We start from the raw sequence: 26,312 nt of genomic DNA, 5'->3' as shown, positions 1-26,312 counted from the left end.
TTGTAGCGGTCAACTCACTTTGTAGAAAGATGCGCCGATAAGATGAAGCGCAGCTTTGTATAGGTCTATCGGCATCGTGTCACTCGGTTCCCATACCCAGTGATCGTTATAATCATTAACCAATCTCAGTTCAGGCGGAATATCTGTACCGGCTTCTAATTTCCACCAGTTTTTCCCTGCTCCTAAAGTAGCAAATGTCGAGATTCCTCCGGGAGATCCTTCTAAAGTAGGGGTGACCCAGACTTGCCCGTTATCTTCATAGCTGGTAACATCCTTGGGTCGAACATTATCCATTTTAGGAGAACTAGCATTTCCCTGACGATACAGATCGATCAGTGTTTTCGTCATTTTTGAGTGTAGGCTTTCCCAACTAATACTTTAAATAGCATACCGTTGGGAAAGCCTATCGCTAGACCCACTTTGCCACAACTACCCGCACTGTACCATCTTCTAGAGTTTCTTCTTCTTCAACATTGAAACCTTGCTCTTGTACAGTTGCCATCAAAGTTTTGTGTGCATATTTTTGCGAAATTGAATTAATAAATTGTTTTTGATTAATTTTCGCTCCCCAAAAATCTGCCACCAATTCGTAGCCTTCGCTTTCTGTGTTGTAACGAAAGCCCAAATCGTAGCCATTTGACTGACGGATCGTATACTCTGCCTGAGTGCGATCGCCATTATATCCTCTCACATAAGTGTTGCGTTCTACCTGATATCCCAACTCCTGCAATACCTCATGCAAAACTTCGCCATTCTTGATTTGGACTTTGATTGTCGTGAAATGAGACATAAAATCTTCCTTGGGAAATTTCAAATTTGAGGTTGAGGATTTCAAATTGAAAGAAATGTTGTTCATTCAATCTGAAATCTGAAATTTGCCATCTGCCATTTGCTGACAGCGATCGCGCCAGTGTTATCCGAATTGTACCATATAATTTCAAATTGAAAATTGCAGATTTCAAATTTGAAATCTGCAATCTGCAATCTGCAATTACCTTACACCCAGCGTGCTACCAAGACGCGAATCGTACCATCTTCTAAAGTTTCTTCCTCTTCAATGGTGAAGCCTTGTTCCGGTACTGTTGCCATCAGCATATGATAGCCATAACGTTGAGTTAGCTTGTTCAACCATTGTTGAGAATACTTATAGGCGCGATCGAATGAAGAAATCACAGCTTCATAAGTGCCATCATCTTGCTTTTTGAAACCGATATCGTTGCTAGCAGCACCCAGGTGCTGGCGGCGAATCACAACTTCTGCCGTTTCCTCACGTAAATCGCCCTGAAAACCGTAAAGACGCTGCGCTTCTGCGTAGACTTCAACCTTATCTTTAAATCCCAGATCTTCTAACGCCATCACCAAAGCGTTGACATCTCTTAACTCTGTTTTGATAGCAGTGAAGTGCGACATGAGTTTAACTCTCCTTAGTAGTAATTTTTGGGAAAATAGTTGTTCTTTGATTTCCACCCCTCCCTGTAGACGGGGAGGGGACGGGGGTGGGGTTCAATCTAATTCCAAGGAGCCGATATCTTTTTTGAGCGTAAATCGTTTCAATTCCTCCATTAATCGAGTATCGTTAGAAGCAGTTCTGGCTCCCGCTTCAGCAGCCCAGAGTTTCAATTCGTCGATTTGGTGACGGGCGATCGCCGCCAATGGTACCGTCTCCTCAATCGATCGCAAAATATCCAAAGTGGCGAAATCTTGCCTTTGTCCAAACGCCCGATACATCGCATCTACAATTACTTGCTCAATTTCCGCACCGCTGAAATTTTTCGCGCTTCTCGCCAACATTGCGAAATCGAAGTCGCGCATCCGACTGGGGCGCAAGCGCTGCAAATGCACTTTAAAGATTTCCATGCGTTCGGCTTCTGTAGGCAAATTCAAAAAGAAAATTTCATCAAATCTGCCCTTTCGCAACAATTCCGCAGGCAAAATTCGCACATTATTCGCCGTCGCCACAATAAACACAGGCGTCGTTTTTTCCTGCATCCAGGTAATCAAACTACCGAACACGCGCCGAGAAGTTCCCGAATCGCCATCGACGCCAGAGGCGATATTACCAAACGCTTTATCAATTTCATCAATCCACAAAACGCAGGGCGCGATCGCTTCCGATATTTGAATCATTTGTCGCACGCGGCTTTCGCTTTCGCCGACAATTCCACCAAACAATCTCCCCGTATCCAAACGCAACAAAGGTAAGCGCCATTCGTGGGCGATCGTCTTCGCAGAAAGCGATTTACCAGTACCTTGAATTCCCACCAATAAAACCCCTTTAGGATTGGGAATACCGTAGCGTCTCGCATCTTCGGTAAAAGCATCTTGACGCATCCGTACCCACTGCTTGAGATTTTCCAATCCCCCAACAGTTTTCAGAGATTCTGTGGTTTTGTAAAATTCTAAGATTTCTGTTTGGCGAATTGCCTGTTTTTTCTCATCCAGTACCGCATCAATAACTGTTTCATCTACTTTTTGTTTTTCCCCAATCAAAGCTTTCGCCAATACGCGCCTAATTCTCGCTCGACTCAATCCCTGACAAGCTTTAACTAGCTGTTCTTTAGCTAATCCGCTCACCTTCAGATTTTCTGGTTTTACTAAAGTGCTAATCAGGTAATTAATTTCATGCACATCTGGCAAAGGGAAGTCAATCACCGTTGTTTCTTCCCTCAACTCCACTGGCAATTCCAAAGTGTGAGCAGTCAGGATTAAAGTTTGGCGACTGCGCTTTAGCGATCGCGCCAAATTCCGCAACTCCCTCACCACCGGTGCATTTCTATCCGTGTAGGGAAATCTCAAAATCGGGTGCAAATCCCGCAGGACAAAAATAGTCGATTCCTGCTCATTTTGTTTTTGTTTAGCAGCTTCTTGGTCGCTTACCTTCGCAATGCGAGTTAACGCTCCCATTGCCGAGCCTTTATCCGCGCCGTTGTCATTCCAACCGCGCACAATATCCCAAAACAATAGTTTGCGCTTACTTCCGCGTTCGGCTACTTGATGCAGCACTACTTCCACTGGTTCTTCTTCAGCGGCGACAATGTACAGCAGCGGGTAAAGCGCCCGAATCATTAAATCCAGCTGTTGCACCAATGCTGCATGGGGAGCATTTTGCCCCCCTAAAACGGCAGAAGATGCTTCTGGTTGCTGGGGATTTTTACTCATTTTTCCTTCCCTTGACGCGATCGTTGACCCCGCACGCCGACCTTGTGTAATACAAGCATACATCTTTTTGTAGTATTACACAACCAACGCGATGACTCGCATTGCATACTTGATTTAGCTTAGCCTTAGTTAGATAGAGTCGGTACGCCTTGTAAAAAAGCTCCACTTAGCAGCAATACTGTTTGCGGATCGAGTTCGCCGTTTGCTTTCAAACCTTCAGCCTTCTGAAAACTCAGGATAGCTTTTTTCAAGTCGCCAAAAGACTGCGCTGTCTGCAAATACCCCAGCCGATGCAGATAATCAGCCGCTTGAGGGGGAGTTAAGTAAATATCCTGGGGGCGAAAAATCGGCACGTACTGGTGACGCCAAACTTTGGCAAAGAGGGTGCGATCGAGTTTAAATATTTTTCCCCGTGCGGGGTCTGCAATTGTAGCAGAATCGGAACTCAACGCCAACAAAGCCACCGCATGAGGAAGTTTGCGAACGCCGCTGAACAGCCAAACTGCCAACACACCAGGGCGATTGATTTGCTGCATTTGTTCCCAGGTTGGGCCCAGTTCGATGCCATCCATACCCAAAGCTTGGGCAGCTAGAATTAACTGGGGCATGGAAGTTCCCATGCGACTCGTTCCAGCTAAACGCGCCACGCTGGATTCGGTGGTATCCAGTCCCCAGCGACGCAACAAGGTAGCCAATGCCGCAGGCGCACAGCTGCTGGTGGAAGTTTGCTTAAACACGCCATTCGGTTGCAGGTTATCTTGAAGAGAGCCGTAAATGGGAGCCAAAAAATAAGCTTCGGCGGAGGTAAACGCACCCAGTCCCAGTATGGCAAGCAAAACTACTGCAATTATCTGCGATCGCGCCGTGTACCAGCTAACTGTGAAAGCCATCCCGCAAATTCCTAACAAGATTACCCGCAGCAATGTCCAACTCACCTGCATACCGTAGAAACGCCATTCTAAAGGCAAAATCTGCATCTGCGGCACATTCAATGTTAGTATCAATAATGCGAAATAGAAACCTAAGAAAGCTAGGGATAGCCACGATTTACCCTTAAACAAATCGTTTGCGGTCGCTCCATTTCGCAACAATACCCTACCAAAACCCATACCCAAACGAAACAGCAACGAACCCAACAACAAAGTGATAATTATCTCCAGTACCATAGAAGCCACGCAGGTTTTTTCCAGCAGCTTGTTTCTTCATTATTAATAATTATGCCCAATCAAGAAAAACTGCGTCAGCAGCTACTACAACTCGACGGTCGCGGTTACAAAGCTTACCGAGATATTGAAGGAAGCTACGAGTTTTCCGATTTCACTTTAATAGTCGATCGCACGCAGGGAGATCCCTTCGCCGCACCCAGTCACGTCCGCGTCAAGGTAGCAGGAGAAATCGCCGCTTTTCCCCCTCAACTATACCAAACCAAAAGCCGTGCGATCGCCCTGCGCGATTACCTCACTCGTCAGTTCGATCTCTACGCCCGCAGTATCAGCAAAAGGCGCGGTACTGGCAACAGCGGTTTAATCGGAATTACCAGGATCGGACAAGAAGTTTTAGAACGCACTTCTGTATTAATCGATGATGAATTTGTGGAAGTGCGATTTGTCGTCGGACTACCCGCTGGTGGGCGACGTATTCTGGGACACCAAGCTGTCGAAATGCTCTGCGAACAAATACCCCAAATTGTCGATCGCACTCTTAAATATTATCACCTGGATGCGAACAAAATTCAACATCACGTCGAAGTTGTTGAGGATGCAGATTGGATCAGACAGCAATTAGCAGAACGCGGTTTAGTTGCTTTCATTCCCAACGGTGCCATTTTACCGCGACGCAGTGGCGTCGATGACCGACCTTTGCCAAATGAAGCGATAGCATTTCAATCGCCAAAATCATTGCAAGTTGAATTTAATTGTCCGAATCAAGGTTTAATTACTGGTATGGGCGTACCGGCAGGCGTAACTTTGATAGTCGGCGGCGGATATCACGGCAAATCCACATTACTCAGAGCAATTGAATTAGGAGTTTACAACCATATTCCCAACGACGGACGAGAGTTAGTAGTGACGCATCCAGCCGCAGTGAAAATTCGAGCCGAAGATGGACGGAATATTGTCGGCGTCGATATTTCTCCTTTTATTAACCATCTTCCCCAAGGCAAATCTACAACTAATTTCTCCACAACTAACGCCAGCGGTAGCACCTCACAAGCGGCAAATATTATCGAAGCATTGGAAGCAGATGCCAAAGTATTGCTAGTCGATGAAGATACTGCCGCGACCAATTTTATGATTCGCGATCGCAGAATGCAAGCCCTCATCGCCAAAGATAAAGAACCGATTACCCCATTTATCGATAAAGTGAAACAATTGTATGCCGATTACAACGTTTCTACTATTTTAGTTATGGGTGGTAGCGGCGATTACTTTGAAGTGGCAGATACTGTCATCGCCATGCAGAATTTTCAACCCGAAGATGTGACCGCAAAAGCAAAAGCGATCGCGCAAGAATACACCTACTCGCGCACCCCCGAAGGTGGCGAAAGATTCGGACAAATTACTGCCCGAATACCCCTACCGGAAAGCATCGACCCCAGCTATCGGCAGAAACAAGTGCGATTAAAAGTTCGCGATGTCGATGAGATGGTTTTCGGTACAGAAGATATCGATTTATCAGCAGTCGAACAAATTGTGGATACAGCACAATCGAGAGCGATCGCAGCTGCAATGGTTTATGCCGTGCGACAATATATTGATGGCAAACGCACCTTAGCAGAAATTCTCGCCCTTGTCATGGCAGATATCGAATTTGAAGGTCTGGATATTTTGACACCTTTCCCTCAATGCGACTTGGCAAGTTTCCGTCAATTCGAGTTAGCTGCTGCCATCAATAGGTTGCGATCGCTTAACGTGCGGTAGGCATATCCTTATTAGGTACGTTGTTGCGCTTTAGCGCTCTTATTCGAGTGGGTTAAAGAGCGCTAAAGCCCAACAACATACGCAGAAGTGCAAGTAAGTAGCAACTAGAGTTAATATAAAATTCATCTTTGTTTATTTGCGTTCATCTGTGGTAAAAACATTTTCCACAAGACAACCATAACTGATATAATGTACATTTATCGGTTAATTTACCAGTAATTGAGCAAAAAAAGAGGTTTTAAGCCTCCCAATTCAATCGGAATCATTAAAACAATCCGAATTTCAAGTTCCTTTCGCTCATTGCATATCCAATCTAAAATCCAAAATCTAAAATCTAAAATCGGGTGACCAAATGCAGATTATAAGCGAGATAATTTACGTAGAAACAGAAAAGGGAATCGGCATTTATAACATCACTCCTCAAATCGAAAAATTACTTCGCGTCAGTTCCATACAAAGCGGTCAAGTTTTGGTATTTTCTCGGCACACCACTACCGCATTAGCTATCAACGAAAACGAAGAAAGATTGCTAGAAGATGTCAAAGTACACCTGAGAAAATTAGCACCAGAATCAGATAAATATCTACACAACGACCTTCACCTCAGAAAAAATATCCCCGATGATGAACCTATGAACGCTCATTCTCACCTCATGGCAATGATGTTGAGTACCAGCGAAGTAATTCCCGTTGTAGATGGACAATTAGCATTAGGAACATGGCAATCTGTGTTATTTTTTGACTTGGATGGGCCACGAAAAAGAACACTGTTTATCCAAATCAGCGGTTTCTAAACCCATTTGTAACGGTAAAATGAGATAGGCAACAGATTATTTGCGTATAACACTGTGCAATCCGTCTGCTGTCGTCGGAGAGAACAAGAGAGGAGATATGACTGCGGAAGTATCTGTAAACTGCGCTGTAGACTGCGTTAACGGTTGCATTTTGGGCGAAAAATGTCCCAATCGGGAATATATAGCGAAGGCAACAAGTTTCATGAACGAAACTTCGTTAGATAAAATGCACGAAATAGCAGAGGCAGCTTTGCGAAAGAAAATGTCGCAGCCACCCAAATGGGTAATTCCCGATTTTCCGGAGTAACAAAAGTGACCAGAGGAGTGCGATCTGGTTTGACCAGATCGCTTCTTATACATAATTTATGGAGAGATTTATGAACGAACAAGAATGTGCTACAGCCTATCAAGAATTGGCTTCAATGCTGAAGGAATTGGGGATGGGATGGTTAGTTGAAAAAGTAGAATTAACTATTCAAAGAGGGGAAAATGTTGCAGTAAGCAAGAACAGTCAACCGTACTATCGATTAGAAAATGAACCATTAAAACATCGAGAAAAACTATTTTTATTAATTGATGCTATCGAACGGGCATTAGTGGAAACAACGGCGATGGAGGTGGAAATTTCTGATTTTTTGATTTCAGAAAAACTCGAACCTAAAATTATAACTTCAGATGGAAATTACGCCACAATCGATGATTATCGACCAGAAGTCGTTTATGCCAAGAAACAAAAAGCCGATGCCTTAAAAGCATTACTTGAAGAACTACGTCGGGATGCTTTAGCTCATGTCGATTAATTCGCGTTTAAAGCAAGCGATTAGCAGTTTTGTCGGTTCTGGAATCGCTCCCGGTTATACATCAGATACTAGAACATCAAAACTATATGAAAGATTTCTGTTTGAAATTGTGATTAGTGCAGCTAGAAGTGAGGGAGCTTTAATTGATTACCGAGATGCTTTGAAAAATAGACCTCAATCTTTACTGTTTCGTGAAAGTCCGGGTCAAATTTATGCAGTTGATGAACCCTACACCCACGCAATTGTTGAGTTTCCTGGGAAACCTTTATTAGAAGTTCATGTCGGGGTGAGGGTCAGGGGAGTCTCGCAAGTGGCTCACGAGTGCGATATTTGCGTTTTATATCAAGATGAGGCAGATATTTGTCGGCTAGAAAGACGCGAACCAGACTGTTCGAGGGTAATAATTGCTGTAGAAAGTAAGCATTATGAATCGGAATTGAGTCTCAATTTAGCCCGGTCATTTATTGGTTTAGCTGCTGAGTTACAAGTTGAAGGTGACTGCTATTTTGTTTCTAATACTTCCAGTGCGTCTGTAGCGAAGTTACTGGCAATGCACCGCTTAAAATGGGAACAGAATGTGACGCCTGGTTCGAGGAATGATATTAATAGACTGCGGTACGCTTTTCAAAGTAATTTTAAGGATTTTAAGGCTAAATATGGAATTTAGACGCCCAAAAAATGATAGATCTGCTGCAATGAATGAGTCTGGAATTTCGGATTAGTAAAAGTGACGCTCAGGAGTACGATCGCTTCTGACCCACAATTGCGGCGCATATAACTACTGGATGTTACACTCTGTTAGCTTCGCGATAATAGCAGAACCCAATATTCTAATATTAGAATCCATTAAATCTATACCCAATAATGGCAGATGTCCTGACGGTGCATCAAGGCTAAAATTGAGTCGATCGTAGCGCAGCCAAGCACCATTGGCAACCCATCCAACGCGATCGCCAAAATCCGGCCAACTTCCATTCAAACTCAAAAATATTTGCTTTTGAACGCTAAAACCAAAACGTCCATTGCTGAACTCTAACCATAATTGGTTAATCATACGTATGTCCGAACACCCAATTTTTTTAATGTCTTTTAGTTGAAGCGATGCCTCTTTATTGCGACCAGATGCCTGAAGTATAACGGCTTTAGTTTCCAAATCCGCTTCTTTCCATTTTCCAGCTGCTAATAACTCCCGCAGATAAGTGTAATCTACTCCCAGCTTACTTTCTTGTTTAACAGACAAAACCTCAGTGCGATCGCTCGATTTGCAAGCTTCAATACGACGCGAAACAATATGATAATTCAAACCCCACCAACTGCGAGACCACCTTCCCATAGAAAGCGCCGGCAGATGACCGACAGAAGCATTTGATGAGAAAGTCAGTTTATCCCACATTAACCACGACCCTTTTACGCGCCATCCCACTTGTTCGCCGAAACGGTGCCAGGTATCGTAATCTGCATCTTTTGGTGCATCCAGAGTTCCCCCAATACTTTGCCAGATACGCTGCTGCACGCTAAAGCCGAAACGTCCCTTGCTGTACTTTACCCAAAGATTATCGATCGCACGCAAGTCGGAACAGGGAAGTTTTTCGATTTCTTCTACTGTCAGCTTTTCCTCTTCCTCTTTACCAGCTGCCATTTGCATCAGAGCCATCGTTTCGCGATCGGCTTCTTGCCATTTTCCTGCTGCTAGTAAATCTCGTAAGTGCGTATAGTCTACTCCTCGTTTACAACTGAGGTCATCGGTTGAAATTTTTGCCTTGATGTTGGACGAAACATCACTAGGATCTTCGAGTTGACAAGCCTCAATTCGACGAGATATCAGATGATAGCTCAACCCCCACCACCTGCGATTGGGAAGTGTGGGTAGATGACCGACAGTAGCGTTTAATGTGAAATTAAGTTCATCCAAAAGCAACCAAGAGTCATTTAAGCGCCATCCCACTTGTTCGCCAAAATTGCGCCAAGTTTGATAATCTGCATCCCTCGTTGCATCCTTTTTACCCCCTATATTTTCCCAAATACGCCTCTGCACGCTAAAACCGAAACGACCGTTGCTGTATTTCACCCACAGATTGTCGATCGTGCGTAAGTCAGAGCAGGGGAATTTTTCTAGATCTTCCACTATCAGCCGATCTTCCTGTTCTCGACCAACTGCCTGAAGTATGACAGCTTTAGTCTCGTCAGTCGCTTCTTTCCATTTTCCAGATGCTAGTAAATTTTGTAATTTCGTATAATCTACTCCCCGTTCAGAACTGAGGTCATCGGTTGGCTTTTCTAACTTGATGTTGGACAAAAGATCAGTTTGCTCGTCCAATCCACAAGCTTCGACGCGAGACAAGAAAGCCAAACCAAAACCTACCATCCCTCGACCTAATCCTACAGGTAAATGTCCCTCTGGAGCCTTTAAGGAGAAAGTGAGATCGAACCAAGAAAGCCAATTTTGCTCCACACGCCAACCTATCCGATCGACGAAATGACAATATGTTGTGTAATCTGCGTCGGGTTTCCCACCAATACTTTGCCAGATGCGCTGCTGCACGCTAAAGCCGAAATGTCCTTTGCTGTACTTTACCCATAGTCGATCGATAGTGCGGATATCCACACAAGGAAACTTCTCCATTACTTCTTTACTGAGCCAGTCTTTAGTGTCTTTACGAAATACTTTGAGCATCAAAGCTCTAGTTTCTTCATCAGCCTCTTGCCATTCCCTTGTTGCTAGTAAATTCCGTAACCGAGAGTAATCTATGCCACACTCAGAACTAAGATCGTCAGGAGCGATCGTTTCCGTCGGTAATGAGTTAATGTCTGAACTAACATCTGTTAAAGGTACTGCTATCTTCGCAGTCAAAGCTGTTGTCGGTACAGAATTGAGTGCTGACAGCGCTTCATCTGCTGATTGGTAACGCTGACGAAAGTCATAACGCACCATCTTATCTAAAACATCAGCAAACTCAGAACTTACCTGTACAAAATTGCGCCAAACAATTTCGCAAGTTCTGGGATCTTCCGGTAATTGTCTGGGATTTAACCCTGTGGCAGCTTGGATACCGATGATTCCCACCGCAAAAATATCGCTGCTAAAGCGCGGTTTACCTGCCATTTGTTCGTTTGGCATATATCCCGGCGAACCAACAGCAATAGTTAAGCTAGTCTCACCTTCCGGATTAATCACCTGAGAGCCAAATTGTTTGACTGCGCCAAAGTCAATCAAAACCAGTTTCCCATCTAGTCGGCGTCGAATTAAATTAGAAGGTTTGATATCGCGATGAATCACATTTTGCTGATGAACAAATCCTAAAATTTCTAGAATATCGCGCAACAGAACAATAACTTGAGCTTCATTTAATTGCTGACCCGCTGACAATTCCTGCTTAAGTTCGTATCCGGCAACGAATTCTTGAACTAAATAAAATTCTTGTTCTTCTTCAAAGTGGGCAAACAGTCGCGGGATGCGATCGTGATTTCCCAATTGATATAAAACTTCTGCTTCCCGATTGAATAACCGCCTTGCCACCTGCAAAGCCGATGGATTGTCGGCAGTTTTCGGCTTCAGTTGCTTGACGACACACTGAGGATTGCCCGGTAAATGCCTATCCACAGCCAAGAAGGTTGTACCGAAACCCCCTCCTCCCAAGTGGCTGATAATTTGGTAGCGCCCTCCCAGTGTTTTTCCCTGCATCGGATTGCCGCTGCGCCGTGACGTCGTTACTCGAATCGTTGGTTGATACCAATTTTGGCACAAAATGCTAAGCCTACTTGGTAGTCTAGGACAACAAAATCGGCTAGAAACCGGGTTTCCTGCCAATTGAAGCCAGCAGTCTACATTTTTCGCGAACAAACCCGGTTTCTCAGGTCTGTGAGTATAGATACTTAGTTTGAGGAGAATGGGGGGGGTGCGATCGCTTTTTCATCAAACCCAATATTTGTATCCCGTTCTTCCTCTTCCCCCAACGCCCTACGCGCTAACTATAATTTCCTTAACAGCATTCCAGTAGTGGTTATAATACTTTTGCTCCGAACAAACAAAAACTACCTTCTCAACCGAACTATTCCTCTCAAGAAAACCTTTAACTTCACCGACAGCAATTCTAGACGCTTCTCTTCTTGGAAAACCCAACATTCCTCTGCTAATAGCCGGAAAAGCGATCGTCTTTACCGAGTATTCTTCAGCCAAAGCCAAGCAGTTTCGATAGCATTCCGTCACAGCCAACATTCGCTCCTCATTATTATTACCCTTCTGCCAGAGCGGAGCAACTGTATGAATAATCCACCGTGCTGGGAGGTTATAGCCACTGGTAATTTTAGCTTCACTCCTAGAAGAGCGATCGAGTCGATCGCATTCTTCTCGAAGCTGAGAACCAGCTGCACGGTGAATCGCACCATCTACAACACTACTACCCGAAAAGTATGGATCGGTTGTGTTGACGATCGCATCCACCTTTAGTTTAGTAATATCACCTTTAATAATTGATATTCGATTTGTTAACATTTTGTATTCTCCCAAATAATTTTTGGTTGAAGATGTGGGCGGGTGCGATCGCATCTTACTCACTACTTCCATTCTACTTGAATAGGTTTTATTTCCTGTTCATTGTATGCGGTGAGGCTGGCCTTTACATTCCCATTCGACCAGCGCATACCTGTGACATGATACTTGTACTTGTCTCCGTATTGCGAACGGGCTAATTCGACTGCTTTAGTTCCCGCAGCACTATTTACCGTGAACTGCATAATGCCAGTAAGTAATACTATACTTGCTACCCCAAGAATGAATGCACATTTCGGAGTCGAGGCAGAATGACCGGATTTAAGGCTTGCCGATATTACAGGCGCAGCACGCAGTTGTGTGTAGATCCAACAGAGAAGGGCGATCGACATAATTTTAACTAAAAACGATATACAAAGACTAACTGGATAGAGACGAAATTCAATTGCCCAGAGTTCTGCTGGCTTTAAAAACGGAAGCAGTATGAATATGTTGCTGACCAAGTTAGAGATCCCAAAAGCGGCGACCCATCTGACTATCTCAACAGCACGCAGGCTACCCCGCAGGAGAAATATACCCGCTACCACAATAACTAATCCATTCGATGAATAGTTACCTCTCAAACTGGATGAAAAGCTTTCATCTTGTGATGTGTAATAGAAAAAGTACGCGATATCGAGAATGCCAACCGCGATCAGCACAATTCCCACTCGCTTCAAAATAGCCCGATAATTGTTCATTTGTTTTAATGAGAATCGATCAGACGCTTCAGACTATTGCTGTGTTTATCATTGAAATTATTAAGCTTTTCCCGAAAAGTGAGCCAGTAAGGTTGCACACAATTACTCAATTCTAAAGATTTCTTAAATAGTGATTCAAATCCACTATAGCAACTATATGAATCATAAATCTGATTATTCTGGAAAAAAGCATCTAAAATATTTTGCCATTGTCTTGGGCTCAAATATGCAGCAATTTTTACTAGCAGCCTAGAATTACTTCCGGCATCAGAAAAGTTTTCAGAATTTGCAAATTTATCAATTATTGTTGAAACATTATTTTTCAAAATAGTTTCAATTAGTTCATCCGAAATTTCGTCCCAACGACTTCTTTGAGCAAGTAAATCATCAAATGAGGCAGCTTTAACCTGCCGAGCAATAGAGTTATCAAGCAACTTAAGTATATTGTCTTTTGGTTTATCTATCGATTTGTATGTTGACTTTCCCGCCAGTAAATCCTCTAGGCTTGCAGTAGAAATCTTCTCATCTAATTCAAGCTCAATTAAATCGTTCAAAACTTTATCTTCATCATATTCCATTAACTCATACATTAACTCAAATGTTTTCTCTAGGGAGATATTTTCTACTTTAACTTGTTTAACAATAAATTTATCAAATAATTCAAATAATTCAACCTTTGGCTCATTTATTGATTTATATCTTGATTTAGCTGCACGTAAATCTTTTAAATTGGCATTGGGTATTTTTACTTTTAACTCAGACTCAATCAAATCAATAAGCCAATTATCTTGATACTTGGATGCTATCGAGGTTAACTCCTTTAACGGAGAAGCCTTTATTTTCTCTTTTGTATAAGCTTGAATATTCTCATCCGATTTCAGTAAGGTCTCGGTTCTCATTAAAAGTAGTTCGTCTAAAGTAGCTTGCGACGACAATTCTCGCAAAACGGGAATAAGTATTTTCTCCTTAAAAAAGTTATCTTTACAAGTTTCTCTTAATGAGAGTAAATCTTTCAAAGAAATATGAAGCTTCTTAATGATAGATTCTCTCAAAAAACCTATACGAGATGCTTTCACTAATATAAATACAGCTTCTTGTGAAAGTTGCTTGGAGTTTTTTTGATGTGTCTCAAATATGTCAATTTTATCAATGTAAGCTTCCGCTTTTAACCTACATGGTTCACTAAGGCTATCCCAAGCAGTAATGCTACCAAGATAAACGATAGCTTTATCCCAATTCTCATCCATAACTCTATTGAGAATAATGTCAGATAATTGAGCATTCAATATCTCCCTTATCTCTTGAGGATACATATTCGATATAGCGTTCAGTGCTGAAAACTGACGTGCTCTTTCATCTTCTGGACGCTCTTCTATTAACAAACTTTTCGTTAAACCGATAACAATATCTTTAACTAGGGCAAATCGCGCACGCGCTAATGGGCTTTTTTGAAAATACTTTATTGCTGATTCTGGTTCTACCGGAAAGTATTCAGATTTAATATCCTGAAAAATTCTCTCGCTGGCGGCACGTCCTTGAACAGGCGGACGTTCTAAAAGATGTGTTACTGCACTTCTCAAGTGATAGCGTGCTAGCTCGGCTGTTGCTTCAAATGGCTCCTCCAAAGAAGTCATGGAAGGATGAGCGCATCGGCTTCGATCTTCAAACAGCCTTTCAATGTCTGATTTCTCTACGGTTGAGATTAGTTCAAATTTCGTGAGTGCAATCTCAGGAATATCAGACTCAAATTTCCAAAGCTCTCTAAACTGTTTACCTGAACCTCTCAACTTATCAAATTCTTTTAGTAAGTTCGCAGCTTCTTTATCTCCCAAAAGTTCTAACTCTCTCAGTTTGTGTAGAAAGTCAAAAACTACCGCGTTCCATGTGGCGACAATACAAGAACGAAATGCACCAGCGCGATAACAAGAAACTGCCTCTTGGATAAACTTTCTAGATAATTTATCTCTGCATCGTAATATTAGTTCATCTAAATCGATAAAGGCTTCGTACATACAATAATCATTGACGCGGAATGTTTGAATTTCTTGTGATTATATCATAGTCGATCGACCGGATTTGGTATCAGAAGTCCTATCTATATATTGCTATGCCCCTTTCAGTAACAAATCTCAATGCAATCTCCTTCTTACATTTTAGCTTGTTTGCTTAGCGCCTCTCACATAAGGAATTATGTCCGATCGACCAGTTTTCTAGGCACAAATAAACCAGACAAACGTAAATCTGGCTACTCCAACAGCTAAAACTGTCCCCTTCTATGGCAACCTGAAAAACAGAGAGGAATCGCAAAAGTAAAAAACAGGTTATGCAAACTCTGTCCAATCCAACCGCCACCAGTCAACCTACTTTCGATACCACCATCAAGCGGCGCAAAACCCGTCCCGTTAAGGTGGGAAATGTTACGATCGGCGGTGGCTATCCAGTCGTCGTACAATCGATGATCAACGAAGATACCCTCGATGTGGAAGGATCTGTTGCTGCTATTCGTCGCTTGCACGAGATTGGTTGCGAAATTGTCCGCGTTACCGTGCCCAGTCTCGCACACGCCAAAGCATTAGCGGAAATCAAACAAAAACTTCTCAAAACTTACCAAGATGTGCCGCTAGTTGCCGACGTGCATCACAATGGCATGAAAATTGCCCTGGAAGTTGCCCAGCACGTTGACAAGGTACGGATAAATCCGGGATTGTACGTATTTGAAAAGCCAAAATCCGATCGCACCGAATACACCAAAGCCGAGTTTGACGAAATTGGTGAAAAGATTCGCGAAACTCTAGAACCGCTGGTAGTTTCCCTGCGCGACCAAGGTAAAGCTATGCGTATCGGTGTCAATCACGGTTCCCTCGCCGAAAGAATGGTATTTACCTATGGCGATACTCCGGAAGGCATGGTAGAGTCTGCTTTAGAATTCATTCGCATCTGTGAATCTCTCGACTTCCGTAACTTGGTTGTTTCCCTGAAAGCTTCGCGAGTGCCGGTGATGTTAGCCGCTTATCGCTTATTGGCACATCGTATGGACGAGCTGGGTATGGACTACCCCCTGCATTTGGGCGTCACGGAAGCGGGAGATGGGGAATACGGTCGCATCAAGTCTACTGCCGGGATTGCTACACTTTTAGCTGATGGCATTGGGGATACTATCCGGGTTTCGCTCACCGAAGCTCCGGAAAAAGAGATTCCCGTCTGCTATAGTATTCTGCAAGCTCTGGGATTGCGGAAAACAATGGTGGAATATGTCGCCTGTCCTTCCTGCGGTCGCACCTTGTTTAACCTAGAGGAAGTCCTGCACAAGGTACGGGAAGCCACCAAACATCTCACGGGGTTAGACATAGCAGTAATGGGCTGCATTGTCAATGGCCCTGGAGAAATGGCAGATGCCGACTACGGTTATGTTGGCAAACAGCCCGGTTATATTTCCCTGTATCGCGGCAGAGAAGAAATAAAAAAAGTCCCAGAGTCTCAAGGTGTTGAGGAGTTAATCAACTTAATCAAAGCAGACGATCGGTGGGTCGATCCTTAACAACCCTATCCGAAGTTGAATTTGGCTAAGCACAATAGTGATATTCACTGAACATTTCCACAAAAAGCCTGTGTTAAATTGGGCTTACTCCCATTGCAGTTTTTCCCTTCCGGCTCAGAGATAAAGATGGTTATAGCAAAACGTGGACTCGTTTTAGGTGCAACAGCCGCAGTATTGACGACTGTGGCAGTAACCGGCGCTGGTATTCACCTTTCAAGTCAAGCTTTCTTTCGCGATAGTCCAAAAGAACTGGTTGATGAGGTCTGGCAGATAGTCGATCGCAACTACGTAGACGGCACCTTCAACCAAGTTGATTGGCAGAAAGTTCGCAACGAATATCTGGGCCGGAACTATACCAGCAAGGAGGAAGCTTACAAGGCAATCCGGGAAATGTTGAAAAAACTGGATGACCCTTACACCCGGTTTATGGACCCCGAAGAATTCAAGAGTATGCAAATTGATACCTCTGGGGAACTGACTGGTGTTGGTATTCAACTTTCCCAAGATGAAGACAGCAAAAAACTCGTTGTGATCGCTCCGATTGAAGGTACGCCAGCGGCTAAAGCTGGAGTGCTTGCCAAAGATATCATCCTCAAGATAGATGGCAAGAGTACCGATGGTATGGATGTCAACGATGCAGTCAGCTTGATCCGAGGCCCAGTGGGTACAGAAGTGACGCTGACGGTAATGCGGAGCAATCAGCAAAAGATATTTAAGCTGAAACGCGATCGCATCGAAATCCATCCCGTCCGTTACAGCCGCAGTCAAGATATCCCCGGCGGCGTTGGCTACATTCGCCTGAATCAGTTCAGCGCCAATGCAGCAGGAGAAATGCGTGCGGCAATTCAAGCACTAGAAAAGCAAGGAGTTTCTGGCTACGTTTTGGATCTGCGTTCTAATCCAGGCGGACTCCTCTACGCCAGCATCGATATTGCCAGAATGTGGTTGAAAGATGGCGGCATTGTCTCCACAGTAGACCGTCAGGGAGTAAGCGATCGCCAAAAAGCAAACAACCGCCAACTTACCAATAAACCGTTAGTTGTGCTGGTGGATGGCGGATCGGCAAGTGCCAGCGAAATTCTCTCTGGGGCGTTGCAAGATAACCAACGCGCCATTCTCGTCGGCACAAAAACCTTCGGCAAAGGCTTAGTGCAGTCGGTACGCGGACTGGGTGACGGTTCCGGACTGGCAGTGACGATCGCTAAGTACTTCACCCCCAGCGGTCGGGATATCAATCATGCCGGTATCGTACCAGATGTGACGATCGAACTCAACGATACCCAACGGCAAGAATTGAGCCGCAATCGCGACGAAATCGGCACCAAGGCAGACCCGCAATACGCCAAAGCTTTGGAAGCGTTGCAGCAGCAAATTGCCAAACACGGTAGGTCAGCATCGGCGACCCGATAAAGCTAACTGGGTAGGGGGCGTTTCCCAATTCGCCCCCACCCCACTCTTAATTGGAAACTGGAATAGTAATCCCAACTCACAATCCGCAACTTTACAATTAAGCTTGAGCTTGGTATTGATAAGATTTGCAAAGGTTTTATTGAATAATTTATACTTATTCTAAAAATCTACTTCCGGAGTAGCCAAACATCACTATTTATCTGCGTCGATCTGGGTACAGAGTGGTTAAAAACATCTAAAACCTACTTTTCTCACAGGTATGTCCATATATTTAAATTAAATGGGCTTTTAGCTTTATTTGCATAACATTTTGAAATAAAAATTATTACTTAAAAATAAAACTTTATTGAAATTAATAAATAATAAACTTTATTGTAAAACAAAATCAGATTTTTATGACAGTCTGTTAAAAAGGGGTTAACCTCTAACTAAATACGAGGTAAGTTTTCAAATAGGTGAGTTAATTCTGACAAGGTAAGCTCAACCATTAACAACCGAGAAGTCTGTTGTGTAGGGGCGGGTTAAACCAGCCATCTATAAAAAAATCCACAATTTTGCACGCACCCGCTCGTCAGTTGTGAGTAGTCAGTTGAAAAATTTATCGTCAACGGACAACTGACAATAGACTCGGACATTCTACTAAACGGCTTCTATCAAAATCTACAGGCGCGTAGGGGAAGTTGAGCGAGAATTTCAGTTATCTAACCAGCAAACTGGCCAAACTCACCCTTACTACTCGAAAAACATTTGCTATCCACTGTCACAAGCGGCAGCTGCACTCTTAAGCAAGTTGACAGCGACGCGAAAAGGAGGATTTATGAACGAAAAAGTCGTTTCCAGTTTTCGTAATGTGGCGATCGTTGGCCCCTATCTGAGCGGCAAAACAACATTTCTAGAAAGTATATTGTTCGTCACAGGTGCGATTACTCGCAAAGGCAGCATCAAGGATAAAAATACAGTAGGAGATAGCGCCCCAGAAGCACGCGATCGCCAAATGAGCGTCGAGATCGCAACCGCCTGCACCGAATACGACGGCGTGCGGTTCACGTTCCTCGACTGTCCCGGATCGGTGGAATTCTCCCAGGAAACTTATAATGCTTTAATCGGTGTAGATGCAGCGGTAGTGGTTTGCGAACCAGTAATCGATCGCGTCCTCACCCTCGCCCCCCTATTCAAATTCTTAGACGACTGGGAAATTCCCCACCTAGTCTTCATCAACAAAATGGATCGGGCGAACAACAACTTCATGGACGTACTGCACGCCCTCAAAAACGTCTCCAGTCGTCCGTTAGTACCGCACCAATATCCGATCGGTCAAGGAGAAAACCTCGTTGGCTTTATCGATCTAGTTACCGAACAAGCTTACCACTATCACCCAGGTGCGCCAGCAGACCCCGTTCCCTTCCCCGCCGAACTCAAAGAACAAGAACACGCAGCGCGGACGGAAATGTTAGAAGAGTTGGCTAACTTTGACGACCACCTTTTGGAAGAACTGCTAGAAGAAATCGAACCGCCCCAAGAAGAAATTATCCAAGACCTGAAAATGGAATTGGGCGCAGATCTAATCGTGCCAGTATTCCTGGGTATTGCCGAAAAAGATTTTGGCGTTCGTCCCCTACTGCAAGCCTTGCTGCGGGAAGCACCCACCCCAGAAACCACATTGGGACGGCGGGGAATTACCCTCAGTGGCGACGCACCTCTAGCGCAAGTGCTGAAAACCTACTTCACTCCCCAAGGTGGCAAACTTTCCCTCGTGCGAGTTTGGCAAGGTACTCTCACAGATGGCGCAGTTCTCAACGGCGTGCGTGCTGGCGGACTCTACCGTCTCGCAGGTCAACAACAAAACGGCATCCAAGAAGCCAAAGCCGGCGAAATTGTGGCTGTGGGACGTTTGGAGGGCATAAAAACGGGGGATACCCTATCGACTAATAGCGGACAACCGGCGTCAGAATTACCCAAAGCGGAACAACTGACGCCGGTTTACGCTTTGGCGGTAACAGCCGAAAAGCGCAACGATGAAGTGAAAATCAGCAGCGCCTTTGGCAAACTGATCGAAGAAGACCCATCCTTGAGTTGGGAACAACACGGCGATACTCGCGAAGTTATTCTCTGGGGTCAGGGAGAAATTCACTTGCAAGTAGCCTTAGACCGGTTGCGCCGCAAGTACAATCTACCGATGAGTACGCACCTGCCGCAAGTTCCTTATAAAGAAACTATCCGCAAAGCTGTTTCGTCCGTTCACGGGCGCTACAAGCACCAAAGCGGCGGACACGGACAATTCGGCGATGTTTATCTGGACATCAAACCCCTGTCTCGCGGGGAAGGCTTCAACTTTAATGAGAAGATTGTGGGCGGAGTGGTTCCGCGCCAGTACATTCCTGGTGTGGAAATTGGTGTGCGGGAGTCTCTGGCACATGGGCCGTTGGGTTTCCCGGTGGTCGATGTGGCGGTGACGCTGATCAATGGTTCTTACCACACTGTCGATAGTTCGGAACAAGCATTCAAGCAAGCAGCGCGTTTGGCAATGCAGGAAGGAATGCCCAAGTGCGAACCGACGTTGCTGGAACCGATTACTGCTGTTGAGGTTTGTACGCCTCAAGAATTTACTTCTAAGGTAATGCAATTGCTGACTGGACATCGCGGCCAAATTTTGGGCTACGAAGGTCGGTCGGATTGGAAAGGTTGGGATAAGGTTTCTGCTTATTTGCCGCAAGCGGAAATGCAGAACTTTATTGTGGAGTTGCGATCGCTTACTATGGGTGTTGGCTTCTTTAACTGGAAGTTCGACCACCTGCAAGAAGTACCGGACAAGCTAGCAGAAAAGGTGGTGGCAACTAGCGGTAACGGCAAGACTAACGGCAACGGTCACCGTTGATTGGATTTCAGATTTGAGATTTCAAATTTCAGATTTTGATAATTAAATTTGCTATCTCAAATCTGCAATTATGGTAGGGCATCGGGCATCTGGCTGGTGCCCTATTTGATGAGCAAAACTGACAAGATTTTTAGTAAATATGGAAAATACACAAACTTGGTATATTGTCAAGCGCAATGAAGGTCACTGCGATATTCTGCCTAGCGATCGCGTGGAAGGCAAAGAAGATGCAAATATAGTAGAAAAATGGGGGCCAATTGCTTCGAGAGATGAGGCGATCGCACGTCGCGTCGGATTGATTCGCGCCGGCAAATGTCAACCAGTTTAAACAATTATAAATAATTTGTGGCCGGACGTGGGAAGCAATCTCCTACTCCATGCCCAAATTCAACTTGTCATACAATATAGATAGATGCAGTCAGACATCATACAAATAATGCGACAAAGACTTGACAATTTGTATATTCTTTGAAACAATTATAATTATTCTTAATAATTGGGGAGTTAATTCTAGTAATAAAAATGAAAACTCTTACTAAAGATGTCTATTCACCTAGTCAAATAGAATCTATCGATCCATGCAAATCAAAATTGGATAAAATTGGTTTTACTTTTGTCGATCTATTTGCAGGAATAGGAGGATTTAGAATTGCATTAGAAGAACTGGGTGGGAAATGTTTAGGTTATTCCGAAATTGATAAAGCAGCGATCGAAGTTTATGAAAAAAATTTTATTAATAATTCTAATAGCGCGGATATCAGGTTAGGAGATATTCGCAATATCGATAAATTTCCTTTTCAAGTAGATGTAGTAGTGGGTGGAGTGCCCTGCCAGCCTTGGTCTGTAGCTGGTAAGCTTAAAGGGTTCGACGATCCCAGAGGCGAACTTTGGTTCGATACCCTGAGAGTTGTGAGAATAAATCAACCCAAAATTTTTATATTTGAAAATGTAAAAGGCTTAATTGAACCAATAAATAAAAAACATTTTGAGCATCTAGTACGTAGCTTTCAAAGCATAGGATACTTTGTCAAATGGCAGCTACTAAACTCTTATGATTTTGGTTTGCCACAAAATCGGGAAAGAGTTTTTATAGTAGGGATAAGAAAAGATTTAGAAAACGCCCAAGAATTTAGCTTTCCAGAACCATTGGAAATTAAACCTAAACTCTATAGCTTTATTGATGGGGTAAAAGATTGCAGTAATTTTAATAAATCAAAAATCGAACCTCAAATTTTATATGGAGATAAGAAAATACCGCGCTCGAGAAATCGGTTTCAAAAAGATGATGAATTAAATGATTTTTTTGTCTTTTGCGATACTAGAGATGGTCACACCACTATTCATTCCTGGGATATTATCAGGACTAGCGAAAGAGAAAAATTGATTTGTTATACCATTCTGAAAAACAGGAGAAAGAAAAAATATGGCTCAAAAGATGGAAATCCTTTATCTTTTGAAGATTTGGCAGAATTAATCCCCGACCTCAAACAGGAAGAACTAGACAAGCTAATTAGAAAGAATATTCTTCGGTATGTAAAAAACCAAGGATATGAGTTTGTCAATTCTAAAAATTCGGCAGGAATCAATGGCATTTATAGAATCTTCCTACCTCATTCAGATATTATACCTACATTGACAGCCACAGGCAATAAAGATTATATAGCAAAGATTTCTATAGAAGGCTGTGAAAATCCTGAAGAATATAAAGATAAATTTATTAAAGAGATTTACCAAACCAAAATTTTTAAACCTATTTCTGCTAAAGATGCTGGAAAGTTGCAAGGATTCCCCGATTGGTTTATCATGGCAAAAAATGAAAGTAGTGCTAAAAAACAATTTGGCAATGCTGTTCCAGTCCCCGTTGTTTACCACTTGATGAAATCATTATTAACCCAAGTAGACTTTGGCCAAAAATATGATTCCTGAAAACGATCGCCTTGATATTTTAAATAAATTTAAAGCTTTTTTTAGAGATGAGATAATTAGCAATCATCGGAGAAATACGCTAAAGCTTAAAAAACTTGAACAATTTAATATAAATCCTTTTTTATGGTATTATTTAGCTAAATATTTGACAGGGAATATATCGCCACAGAGTATTGCCAAAATTTTAGTATATCCCAGGGTTCTTGGTACATCGATAACTACTACATTTGGGACGGCGATGCAAAAGTTTATATCGAGAGTTCTTCAAGGTTTTGGTTCTATGACACCGGGAATTGATGTAGAGTTTATAGATCAAATTGATGGAAGGAAAAAATATTGCCAATTAAAAGCAGGGCCAAATGTAATAAATAGAGAGGATGTTACTAGCATCAAGAACCATTTCAGAGAAGCAAGAAATAGAGCTAAAACTAATAATCTTCAAATTAGCTCTTATGATTTTATTTTCTGTACGTTATACGGTGAAGAGAGCGAAATGAATTCTTTTATTAAAGAGCTTTCCAAAGATTATACAGTATATATGGGAAAAGAGTTTTGGTATAGATTAACAGGTGAAGAAGATTTTTATCATAGATTGATAAATGCTATAAGTGAGGTTGTGGATGAGGTTGATATGCCATCTGTGGTTGAAGAAGTTATAGAGGCTCTAAGTCAAGAAATAGCAGTAAAATTGTCTGAAGAAGAAGAATAGGTAATAACCATAACAGTCACAGCATTTGGTAATTAACCATGAAAACACGACAGTTAGGGAAAAGCGGACTTACGGTTTCTGCGATCGGCTTAGGTTGTATGGGAATGTCGGATTTCTACAGCGATCGCGACGATGCTGAATCAATTGCTACCATTCATAGAGCGTTGGAATTGGGGATAACCTTTCTCGATACCGCCGATATGTATGGGCCATTCAAGAACGAAGAATTGGTGGGAAAAGCGATCGGCGATCGACGCGACAAAGTAATTTTAGCTACCAAATTCGGTATCGTTCGCAGCGAAGATGCCAACTTTCGCGGTATCAACGGCAAACCGGAATATGTACGTAGCGCCTGCGAAGGTAGTTTGCGGCGTCTTGGCGTAGAAACGATCGATCTTTATTACCAGCATCGAGTCGATCCCAACACACCCATTGAAGAAACCGTCGGCGCAATGGCGGAACTGGTAAAAGAAGGCAAAGTTCGCTATTTGGGACTTTCCGAAGCGAGTTCGGAAACATTGCGTCGCGCTTACTCGGTACATCCCATTACCGCATTGCAAAGCGAATATTCCCTATGGAGTCGCGATCCGGAAGACGGAATTCTCGACACCTGTCGAGAACTCGGCATCGGTTTTGTTCCCTACAGTCCACTCGGACGCGGTTTTCTCACAGGTCAAATTAAAAAATTCGAGGATTTAGCTCCCGATGATTATCGCCGTCAATCACCCCGTTTTCAAGGGGAAAACTTTGAGAAAAACCTGGAATTGGTACAACGCATCGAAGAAATAGCGCAACAAAAAGGTTGCCTTCCCGCACAATTAGCTTTAGCTTGGGTATTAGCGCAAGGTGAAGATATTGTTCCCATTCCCGGTACCAAACGGCGCAAATATTTAGAGGAAAATGTCGGTGCAGTCGATGTGGAATTGACACCGGAAGATCTCCAACGCATCGATGAAGTTGCACCCAAAGGTGTCGCCGCTGGATTGCGCTATCCCGAATCAGGGATGAGTGCAGTCAATCGTTGATACCAAGCAATTGGAGACTGAGAATAAAAGGAGGAAGGCAGTTTTTTTACTCAAAACTCTGTACAGATGTTGTGTGCAAAGTCCTTACAAACTGAAAACTCAAAACTCTCCTAGTCCCTAGCCCCTAGCCCCGACGCCCTAGCCCCTTTCATATGACAAACGGTTCCATCGCGCTACTATTCCACTCGTGCTGGAACCATTCAGCGATAAACGGACGCACGATAAATTTTGGCGAGCGACCTTCCTTAACATCAATTCGTAAAAACGAATAAGGTCGTCGCTTATTTTTCCCCTGTCCTTCACGACCCACAAATAACAGAGATTCTGCTACCTTTCGGCTGAAAATACCAGCAGCATCCTCAAAAGTTTCCGTCAATTCTGACCCCTCAATTCGCTGACGCCGCAAGCTATAACCGCTACCACCGCAAACAATCCAGTTGAGATGAGAATCAGCGTGTCCGGTATCGCCAGTGCGAATATATTCCAAGCAGTGCGCGTGACCGTTTAAAATTAAATCGACTAGCGGACGACCTTCTGGTAACGAACCGACTGCGGAAGAAACTTCATCTAATACTTGGCGGAGGCGACGGCGAACTGCCAAAGTTTGTCCTTGATACCACTTTGTTGCTTCGGTAACATAAGGGGGATGGTGAAAATAAATTATACGTCCGCGCACTTCTTTTGTGTGCCAGGATGCAATTAATTTTTGTTTTAGCCAATCAAGTTGTTCAAAATCGGTAACGGTTGTTTCATTGGATGCTAATTGTTTGTTGATGTCCAGTTCCATTTCGTCAATTTGCTCCAATTTTGCCTGCAAATCGTTGATATATTCAGCTTCTTCCGGTAAGTTCGGATCGAGATTGCCAGAGGTATCGAGGATCTGCTCTTTTTCTTGTTCCAGTTGAAGAAGACGCTTTTCTAATTCGCGCCGATAAGCTTTGCCTTTGCGAGTTGTAGGTAGGGGTAGTGGCGCGTTAAATGTATTCGAGTCAACCGCAAAAAAGTCAATGCCGCCATAACGGAATGTGTAATAGCGATTGGGTAAGCGGGTAAAGCGTCCTGGTTGATAAGAAAGACAGCGCCCTGTATCGGTTTTGGCAGTATAATATCGGTCAAGATGACGGCCAAGTTCTGCCTGGTTCTGGAAAGCTTTGAGATAGTCAAGAAAAGCCTGTGCGTAAGCTTTGCCTTGAAAAGAACCGTGCAGCATCACATCAAAATCTATCTGAGATTTAAGCAGGCGACGAAACGGAAGTGCAGTTTGTGCAAGCAAACCTAATATCAAGGAAACATCATAATAATCGTGATTACCTGGCACTGGTAAAATTGGTAGGGTGAAGGTCATGCGATCGTATGCAATGCGTTTTGGTTCTTCGCCACCCAGTAGAAATTCTCGGTATGGGTTGATGAAATTTTTCGGGTAATATTCGCTGGAACCAACTAGATAGATTACATCTCCGGTGTGCAGGACAAAACTACTGTTTTCTTTGTGCGCCAGCATCAATTCTGCTATTTTTCTTTGCGGGTTGTATCCCCGATGATATCCCGAACCGCTATCGCCGATCACCAAAAATGAAAATTCTGGATTTTCGGCAAAACCATCATCTATAACCATCCGGGTTTGATCGATTCCCCGTTGGGTAATGAGTGGATCTTCCCACCGCACTCTTTCCTTCATTTTGCGGATTTTAACGGAAATCGGCGGGTCAGATAAAAATGGCATAGCTGAAAGCTCTACGATCGTAAAATTTCTAAGGTTATCTATATGCTGGCATTAATGATTGTACCTGCTTGGTGTAAAAATGTATCTACGGTTGAGGTGTTTTTGTTTAACTGCACAAATGTGTTGTGCAACACAATGCGATCGCTTCCTCAAGTTGATGTCGTGCATTTGTACTCAATCAGACCTACGAAACCGGGTTTCTCA

Annotated in this window: 22 protein-coding genes; 12 read left to right on the top strand and 10 right to left on the bottom strand. The window is 43.4% G+C overall.

Features of this window, described 5'->3' with window-relative positions:
- Positions 1-9 precede the first annotated feature (9 nt).
- From ACE1CD_RS33580 to ACE1CD_RS33560, 5 genes are all read right to left on the bottom strand, one after another.
- Positions 10-348, bottom strand: a complete 339-nt coding sequence (locus ACE1CD_RS33580; protein ID WP_374789593.1) for a hypothetical protein — start codon at positions 346-348, stop codon at positions 10-12.
- 61 nt (positions 349-409) lie between these two features.
- Positions 410-790 (bottom strand): DUF1257 domain-containing protein, encoded by a 381-nt coding sequence (locus ACE1CD_RS33575; protein WP_190461788.1) that lies wholly within the window; start codon positions 788-790, stop codon positions 410-412.
- A gap of 206 nt (positions 791-996) precedes the next feature.
- The gene (locus ACE1CD_RS33570) at positions 997-1,410 is read right to left on the bottom strand and encodes a DUF1257 domain-containing protein (RefSeq protein ID WP_374827518.1); all 414 of its coding nucleotides are present in this window, start codon (positions 1,408-1,410) and stop codon (positions 997-999) included.
- 93 nt (positions 1,411-1,503) lie between these two features.
- Positions 1,504-3,159, bottom strand: a complete 1,656-nt coding sequence (locus tag ACE1CD_RS33565; protein WP_374789589.1) for an AAA family ATPase — start codon at positions 3,157-3,159, stop codon at positions 1,504-1,506.
- A 125-nt stretch (positions 3,160-3,284) separates the two neighbouring features.
- Positions 3,285-4,325 carry a cysteine peptidase family C39 domain-containing protein gene (locus tag ACE1CD_RS33560; RefSeq protein WP_374789607.1) on the bottom strand — a complete coding sequence of 347 codons (1,041 nt, stop codon included), beginning with the start codon at positions 4,323-4,325 and terminating at the stop codon, positions 3,285-3,287.
- Positions 4,326-4,376: 51 nt separating this feature from the next.
- Between ACE1CD_RS33560 and ACE1CD_RS33555 the strand changes: the two genes are divergently transcribed.
- The 5 genes from ACE1CD_RS33555 (at position 4,377) to ACE1CD_RS33535 (ending at position 8,340) form a co-directional block, all read left to right on the top strand.
- Positions 4,377-6,080, top strand: coding sequence for an ABC-ATPase domain-containing protein (locus ACE1CD_RS33555; RefSeq protein ID WP_374827517.1), 1,704 nt, complete (start codon positions 4,377-4,379; stop codon positions 6,078-6,080).
- A 352-nt stretch (positions 6,081-6,432) separates the two neighbouring features.
- Positions 6,433-6,873, top strand: a complete 441-nt coding sequence (locus tag ACE1CD_RS33550) for a secondary thiamine-phosphate synthase enzyme YjbQ (RefSeq protein WP_374789585.1) — start codon at positions 6,433-6,435, stop codon at positions 6,871-6,873.
- Positions 6,874-6,970: 97 nt separating this feature from the next.
- Positions 6,971-7,180 (top strand): hypothetical protein, encoded by a 210-nt coding sequence (locus tag ACE1CD_RS33545; protein ID WP_374827516.1) that lies wholly within the window; start codon positions 6,971-6,973, stop codon positions 7,178-7,180.
- 70 nt (positions 7,181-7,250) lie between these two features.
- Positions 7,251-7,673, top strand: coding sequence for a hypothetical protein (locus ACE1CD_RS33540; protein ID WP_374789581.1), 423 nt, complete (start codon positions 7,251-7,253; stop codon positions 7,671-7,673).
- The gene (locus ACE1CD_RS33535) at positions 7,663-8,340 is read left to right on the top strand and encodes a hypothetical protein (RefSeq protein WP_374789579.1); all 678 of its coding nucleotides are present in this window, start codon (positions 7,663-7,665) and stop codon (positions 8,338-8,340) included. The genes ACE1CD_RS33540 and ACE1CD_RS33535 overlap by 11 nt, the downstream gene beginning before the upstream one ends.
- Positions 8,341-8,451: 111 nt before the next feature.
- Here the strand turns inward: ACE1CD_RS33535 and ACE1CD_RS33530 are convergent, their stop codons facing one another.
- The 4 genes from ACE1CD_RS33530 to ACE1CD_RS33515 all read right to left on the bottom strand — a co-directional run bounded on the left by ACE1CD_RS33530 (position 8,452) and on the right by ACE1CD_RS33515 (position 14,914).
- Positions 8,452-11,355: a GUN4 domain-containing protein gene (locus ACE1CD_RS33530; RefSeq protein WP_374827515.1), complete on the bottom strand. Its 2,904-nt coding sequence runs from the start codon at positions 11,353-11,355 to the stop codon at positions 8,452-8,454.
- A 276-nt stretch (positions 11,356-11,631) separates the two neighbouring features.
- Positions 11,632-12,237: a macro domain-containing protein gene (locus ACE1CD_RS33525; protein ID WP_374827514.1), complete on the bottom strand. Its 606-nt coding sequence runs from the start codon at positions 12,235-12,237 to the stop codon at positions 11,632-11,634.
- Positions 12,228-12,902, bottom strand: a complete 675-nt coding sequence (locus ACE1CD_RS33520; protein ID WP_374827513.1) for a hypothetical protein — start codon at positions 12,900-12,902, stop codon at positions 12,228-12,230. The genes ACE1CD_RS33525 and ACE1CD_RS33520 overlap by 10 nt, the downstream gene beginning before the upstream one ends.
- A gap of 5 nt (positions 12,903-12,907) precedes the next feature.
- On the bottom strand, positions 12,908-14,914 hold the full coding sequence (locus ACE1CD_RS33515; RefSeq protein ID WP_374827512.1) for a hypothetical protein: 2,007 nt from the start codon (positions 14,912-14,914) through the stop codon (positions 12,908-12,910).
- Between the two features lie 311 nt (positions 14,915-15,225).
- Between ACE1CD_RS33515 and ispG the strand changes: the two genes are divergently transcribed.
- From ispG to ACE1CD_RS33480, 7 genes are all read left to right on the top strand, one after another.
- Positions 15,226-16,440, top strand: a complete 1,215-nt coding sequence (gene ispG, locus ACE1CD_RS33510; RefSeq protein ID WP_374827511.1) for a (E)-4-hydroxy-3-methylbut-2-enyl-diphosphate synthase — start codon at positions 15,226-15,228, stop codon at positions 16,438-16,440.
- 126 nt (positions 16,441-16,566) lie between these two features.
- Positions 16,567-17,850 (top strand): carboxyl-terminal processing protease CtpC, encoded by a 1,284-nt coding sequence (gene ctpC, locus ACE1CD_RS33505; protein WP_374827510.1) that lies wholly within the window; start codon positions 16,567-16,569, stop codon positions 17,848-17,850.
- 817 nt (positions 17,851-18,667) lie between these two features.
- Positions 18,668-20,725, top strand: a complete 2,058-nt coding sequence (locus ACE1CD_RS33500) for an elongation factor G (protein ID WP_190461812.1) — start codon at positions 18,668-18,670, stop codon at positions 20,723-20,725.
- A gap of 139 nt (positions 20,726-20,864) precedes the next feature.
- Positions 20,865-21,053, top strand: coding sequence for a DDE transposase family protein (locus ACE1CD_RS33495; RefSeq protein WP_190461815.1), 189 nt, complete (start codon positions 20,865-20,867; stop codon positions 21,051-21,053).
- A gap of 194 nt (positions 21,054-21,247) precedes the next feature.
- The gene (gene dcm / locus ACE1CD_RS33490; protein WP_374827508.1) at positions 21,248-22,651 is read left to right on the top strand and encodes a DNA (cytosine-5-)-methyltransferase; all 1,404 of its coding nucleotides are present in this window, start codon (positions 21,248-21,250) and stop codon (positions 22,649-22,651) included.
- Positions 22,641-23,360 carry a PmeII family type II restriction endonuclease gene (locus tag ACE1CD_RS33485; RefSeq protein ID WP_374827506.1) on the top strand — a complete coding sequence of 240 codons (720 nt, stop codon included), beginning with the start codon at positions 22,641-22,643 and terminating at the stop codon, positions 23,358-23,360. The genes dcm and ACE1CD_RS33485 overlap by 11 nt, the downstream gene beginning before the upstream one ends.
- 38 nt (positions 23,361-23,398) lie before the next feature.
- The gene (locus tag ACE1CD_RS33480; RefSeq protein ID WP_374827504.1) at positions 23,399-24,385 is read left to right on the top strand and encodes an aldo/keto reductase; all 987 of its coding nucleotides are present in this window, start codon (positions 23,399-23,401) and stop codon (positions 24,383-24,385) included.
- A gap of 148 nt (positions 24,386-24,533) precedes the next feature.
- On the opposite strand, the gene ACE1CD_RS33475 is transcribed toward ACE1CD_RS33480, so the two are convergent.
- Positions 24,534-26,108: a metallophosphoesterase family protein gene (locus tag ACE1CD_RS33475; RefSeq protein WP_374827503.1), complete on the bottom strand. Its 1,575-nt coding sequence runs from the start codon at positions 26,106-26,108 to the stop codon at positions 24,534-24,536.
- Positions 26,109-26,312: the final 204 nt, after the last annotated feature.

The organism is Aerosakkonema sp. BLCC-F183 (genome assembly GCF_041929145.1).
In the GTDB taxonomy this organism is placed as follows: Bacteria; Cyanobacteriota; Cyanobacteriia; order Cyanobacteriales; family Aerosakkonemataceae; genus Aerosakkonema.
Note: the sequence above shows the minus strand (reverse complement) of the source record. Positions and strands in the feature narration are given on the sequence as shown.

Bases quoted from the DNA above. Each gene is read 5' to 3' on its own strand.
- ACE1CD_RS33580 (WP_374789593.1), bottom strand. From the start codon at position 348: ATGACGAAAACACTGATCGATCTGTATCGTCAGGGAAATGCTAGTTCT.
- ACE1CD_RS33575 (WP_190461788.1), bottom strand. From the start codon at position 790: ATGTCTCATTTCACGACAATCAAAGTCCAAATCAAGAATGGCGAAGTT.
- ACE1CD_RS33570 (WP_374827518.1), bottom strand. From the start codon at position 1,410: ATGTCGCACTTCACTGCTATCAAAACAGAGTTAAGAGATGTCAACGCT.
- ACE1CD_RS33565 (WP_374789589.1), bottom strand. From the start codon at position 3,159: ATGAGTAAAAATCCCCAGCAACCAGAAGCATCTTCTGCCGTTTTAGGG.
- ACE1CD_RS33560 (WP_374789607.1), bottom strand. From the start codon at position 4,325: ATGGTACTGGAGATAATTATCACTTTGTTGTTGGGTTCGTTGCTGTTT.
- ACE1CD_RS33555 (WP_374827517.1), top strand. From the start codon at position 4,377: ATGCCCAATCAAGAAAAACTGCGTCAGCAGCTACTACAACTCGACGGT.
- ACE1CD_RS33550 (WP_374789585.1), top strand. From the start codon at position 6,433: ATGCAGATTATAAGCGAGATAATTTACGTAGAAACAGAAAAGGGAATC.
- ACE1CD_RS33545 (WP_374827516.1), top strand. From the start codon at position 6,971: ATGACTGCGGAAGTATCTGTAAACTGCGCTGTAGACTGCGTTAACGGT.
- ACE1CD_RS33540 (WP_374789581.1), top strand. From the start codon at position 7,251: ATGAACGAACAAGAATGTGCTACAGCCTATCAAGAATTGGCTTCAATG.
- ACE1CD_RS33535 (WP_374789579.1), top strand. From the start codon at position 7,663: ATGTCGATTAATTCGCGTTTAAAGCAAGCGATTAGCAGTTTTGTCGGT.
- ACE1CD_RS33530 (WP_374827515.1), bottom strand. From the start codon at position 11,355: ATGCAGGGAAAAACACTGGGAGGGCGCTACCAAATTATCAGCCACTTG.
- ACE1CD_RS33525 (WP_374827514.1), bottom strand. From the start codon at position 12,237: ATGGAAGTAGTGAGTAAGATGCGATCGCACCCGCCCACATCTTCAACC.
- ACE1CD_RS33520 (WP_374827513.1), bottom strand. From the start codon at position 12,902: ATGAACAATTATCGGGCTATTTTGAAGCGAGTGGGAATTGTGCTGATC.
- ACE1CD_RS33515 (WP_374827512.1), bottom strand. From the start codon at position 14,914: ATGTACGAAGCCTTTATCGATTTAGATGAACTAATATTACGATGCAGA.
- ispG (WP_374827511.1), top strand. From the start codon at position 15,226: ATGCAAACTCTGTCCAATCCAACCGCCACCAGTCAACCTACTTTCGAT.
- ctpC (WP_374827510.1), top strand. From the start codon at position 16,567: ATGGTTATAGCAAAACGTGGACTCGTTTTAGGTGCAACAGCCGCAGTA.
- ACE1CD_RS33500 (WP_190461812.1), top strand. From the start codon at position 18,668: ATGAACGAAAAAGTCGTTTCCAGTTTTCGTAATGTGGCGATCGTTGGC.
- ACE1CD_RS33495 (WP_190461815.1), top strand. From the start codon at position 20,865: ATGGAAAATACACAAACTTGGTATATTGTCAAGCGCAATGAAGGTCAC.
- dcm (WP_374827508.1), top strand. From the start codon at position 21,248: ATGAAAACTCTTACTAAAGATGTCTATTCACCTAGTCAAATAGAATCT.
- ACE1CD_RS33485 (WP_374827506.1), top strand. From the start codon at position 22,641: ATGATTCCTGAAAACGATCGCCTTGATATTTTAAATAAATTTAAAGCT.
- ACE1CD_RS33480 (WP_374827504.1), top strand. From the start codon at position 23,399: ATGAAAACACGACAGTTAGGGAAAAGCGGACTTACGGTTTCTGCGATC.
- ACE1CD_RS33475 (WP_374827503.1), bottom strand. From the start codon at position 26,108: ATGCCATTTTTATCTGACCCGCCGATTTCCGTTAAAATCCGCAAAATG.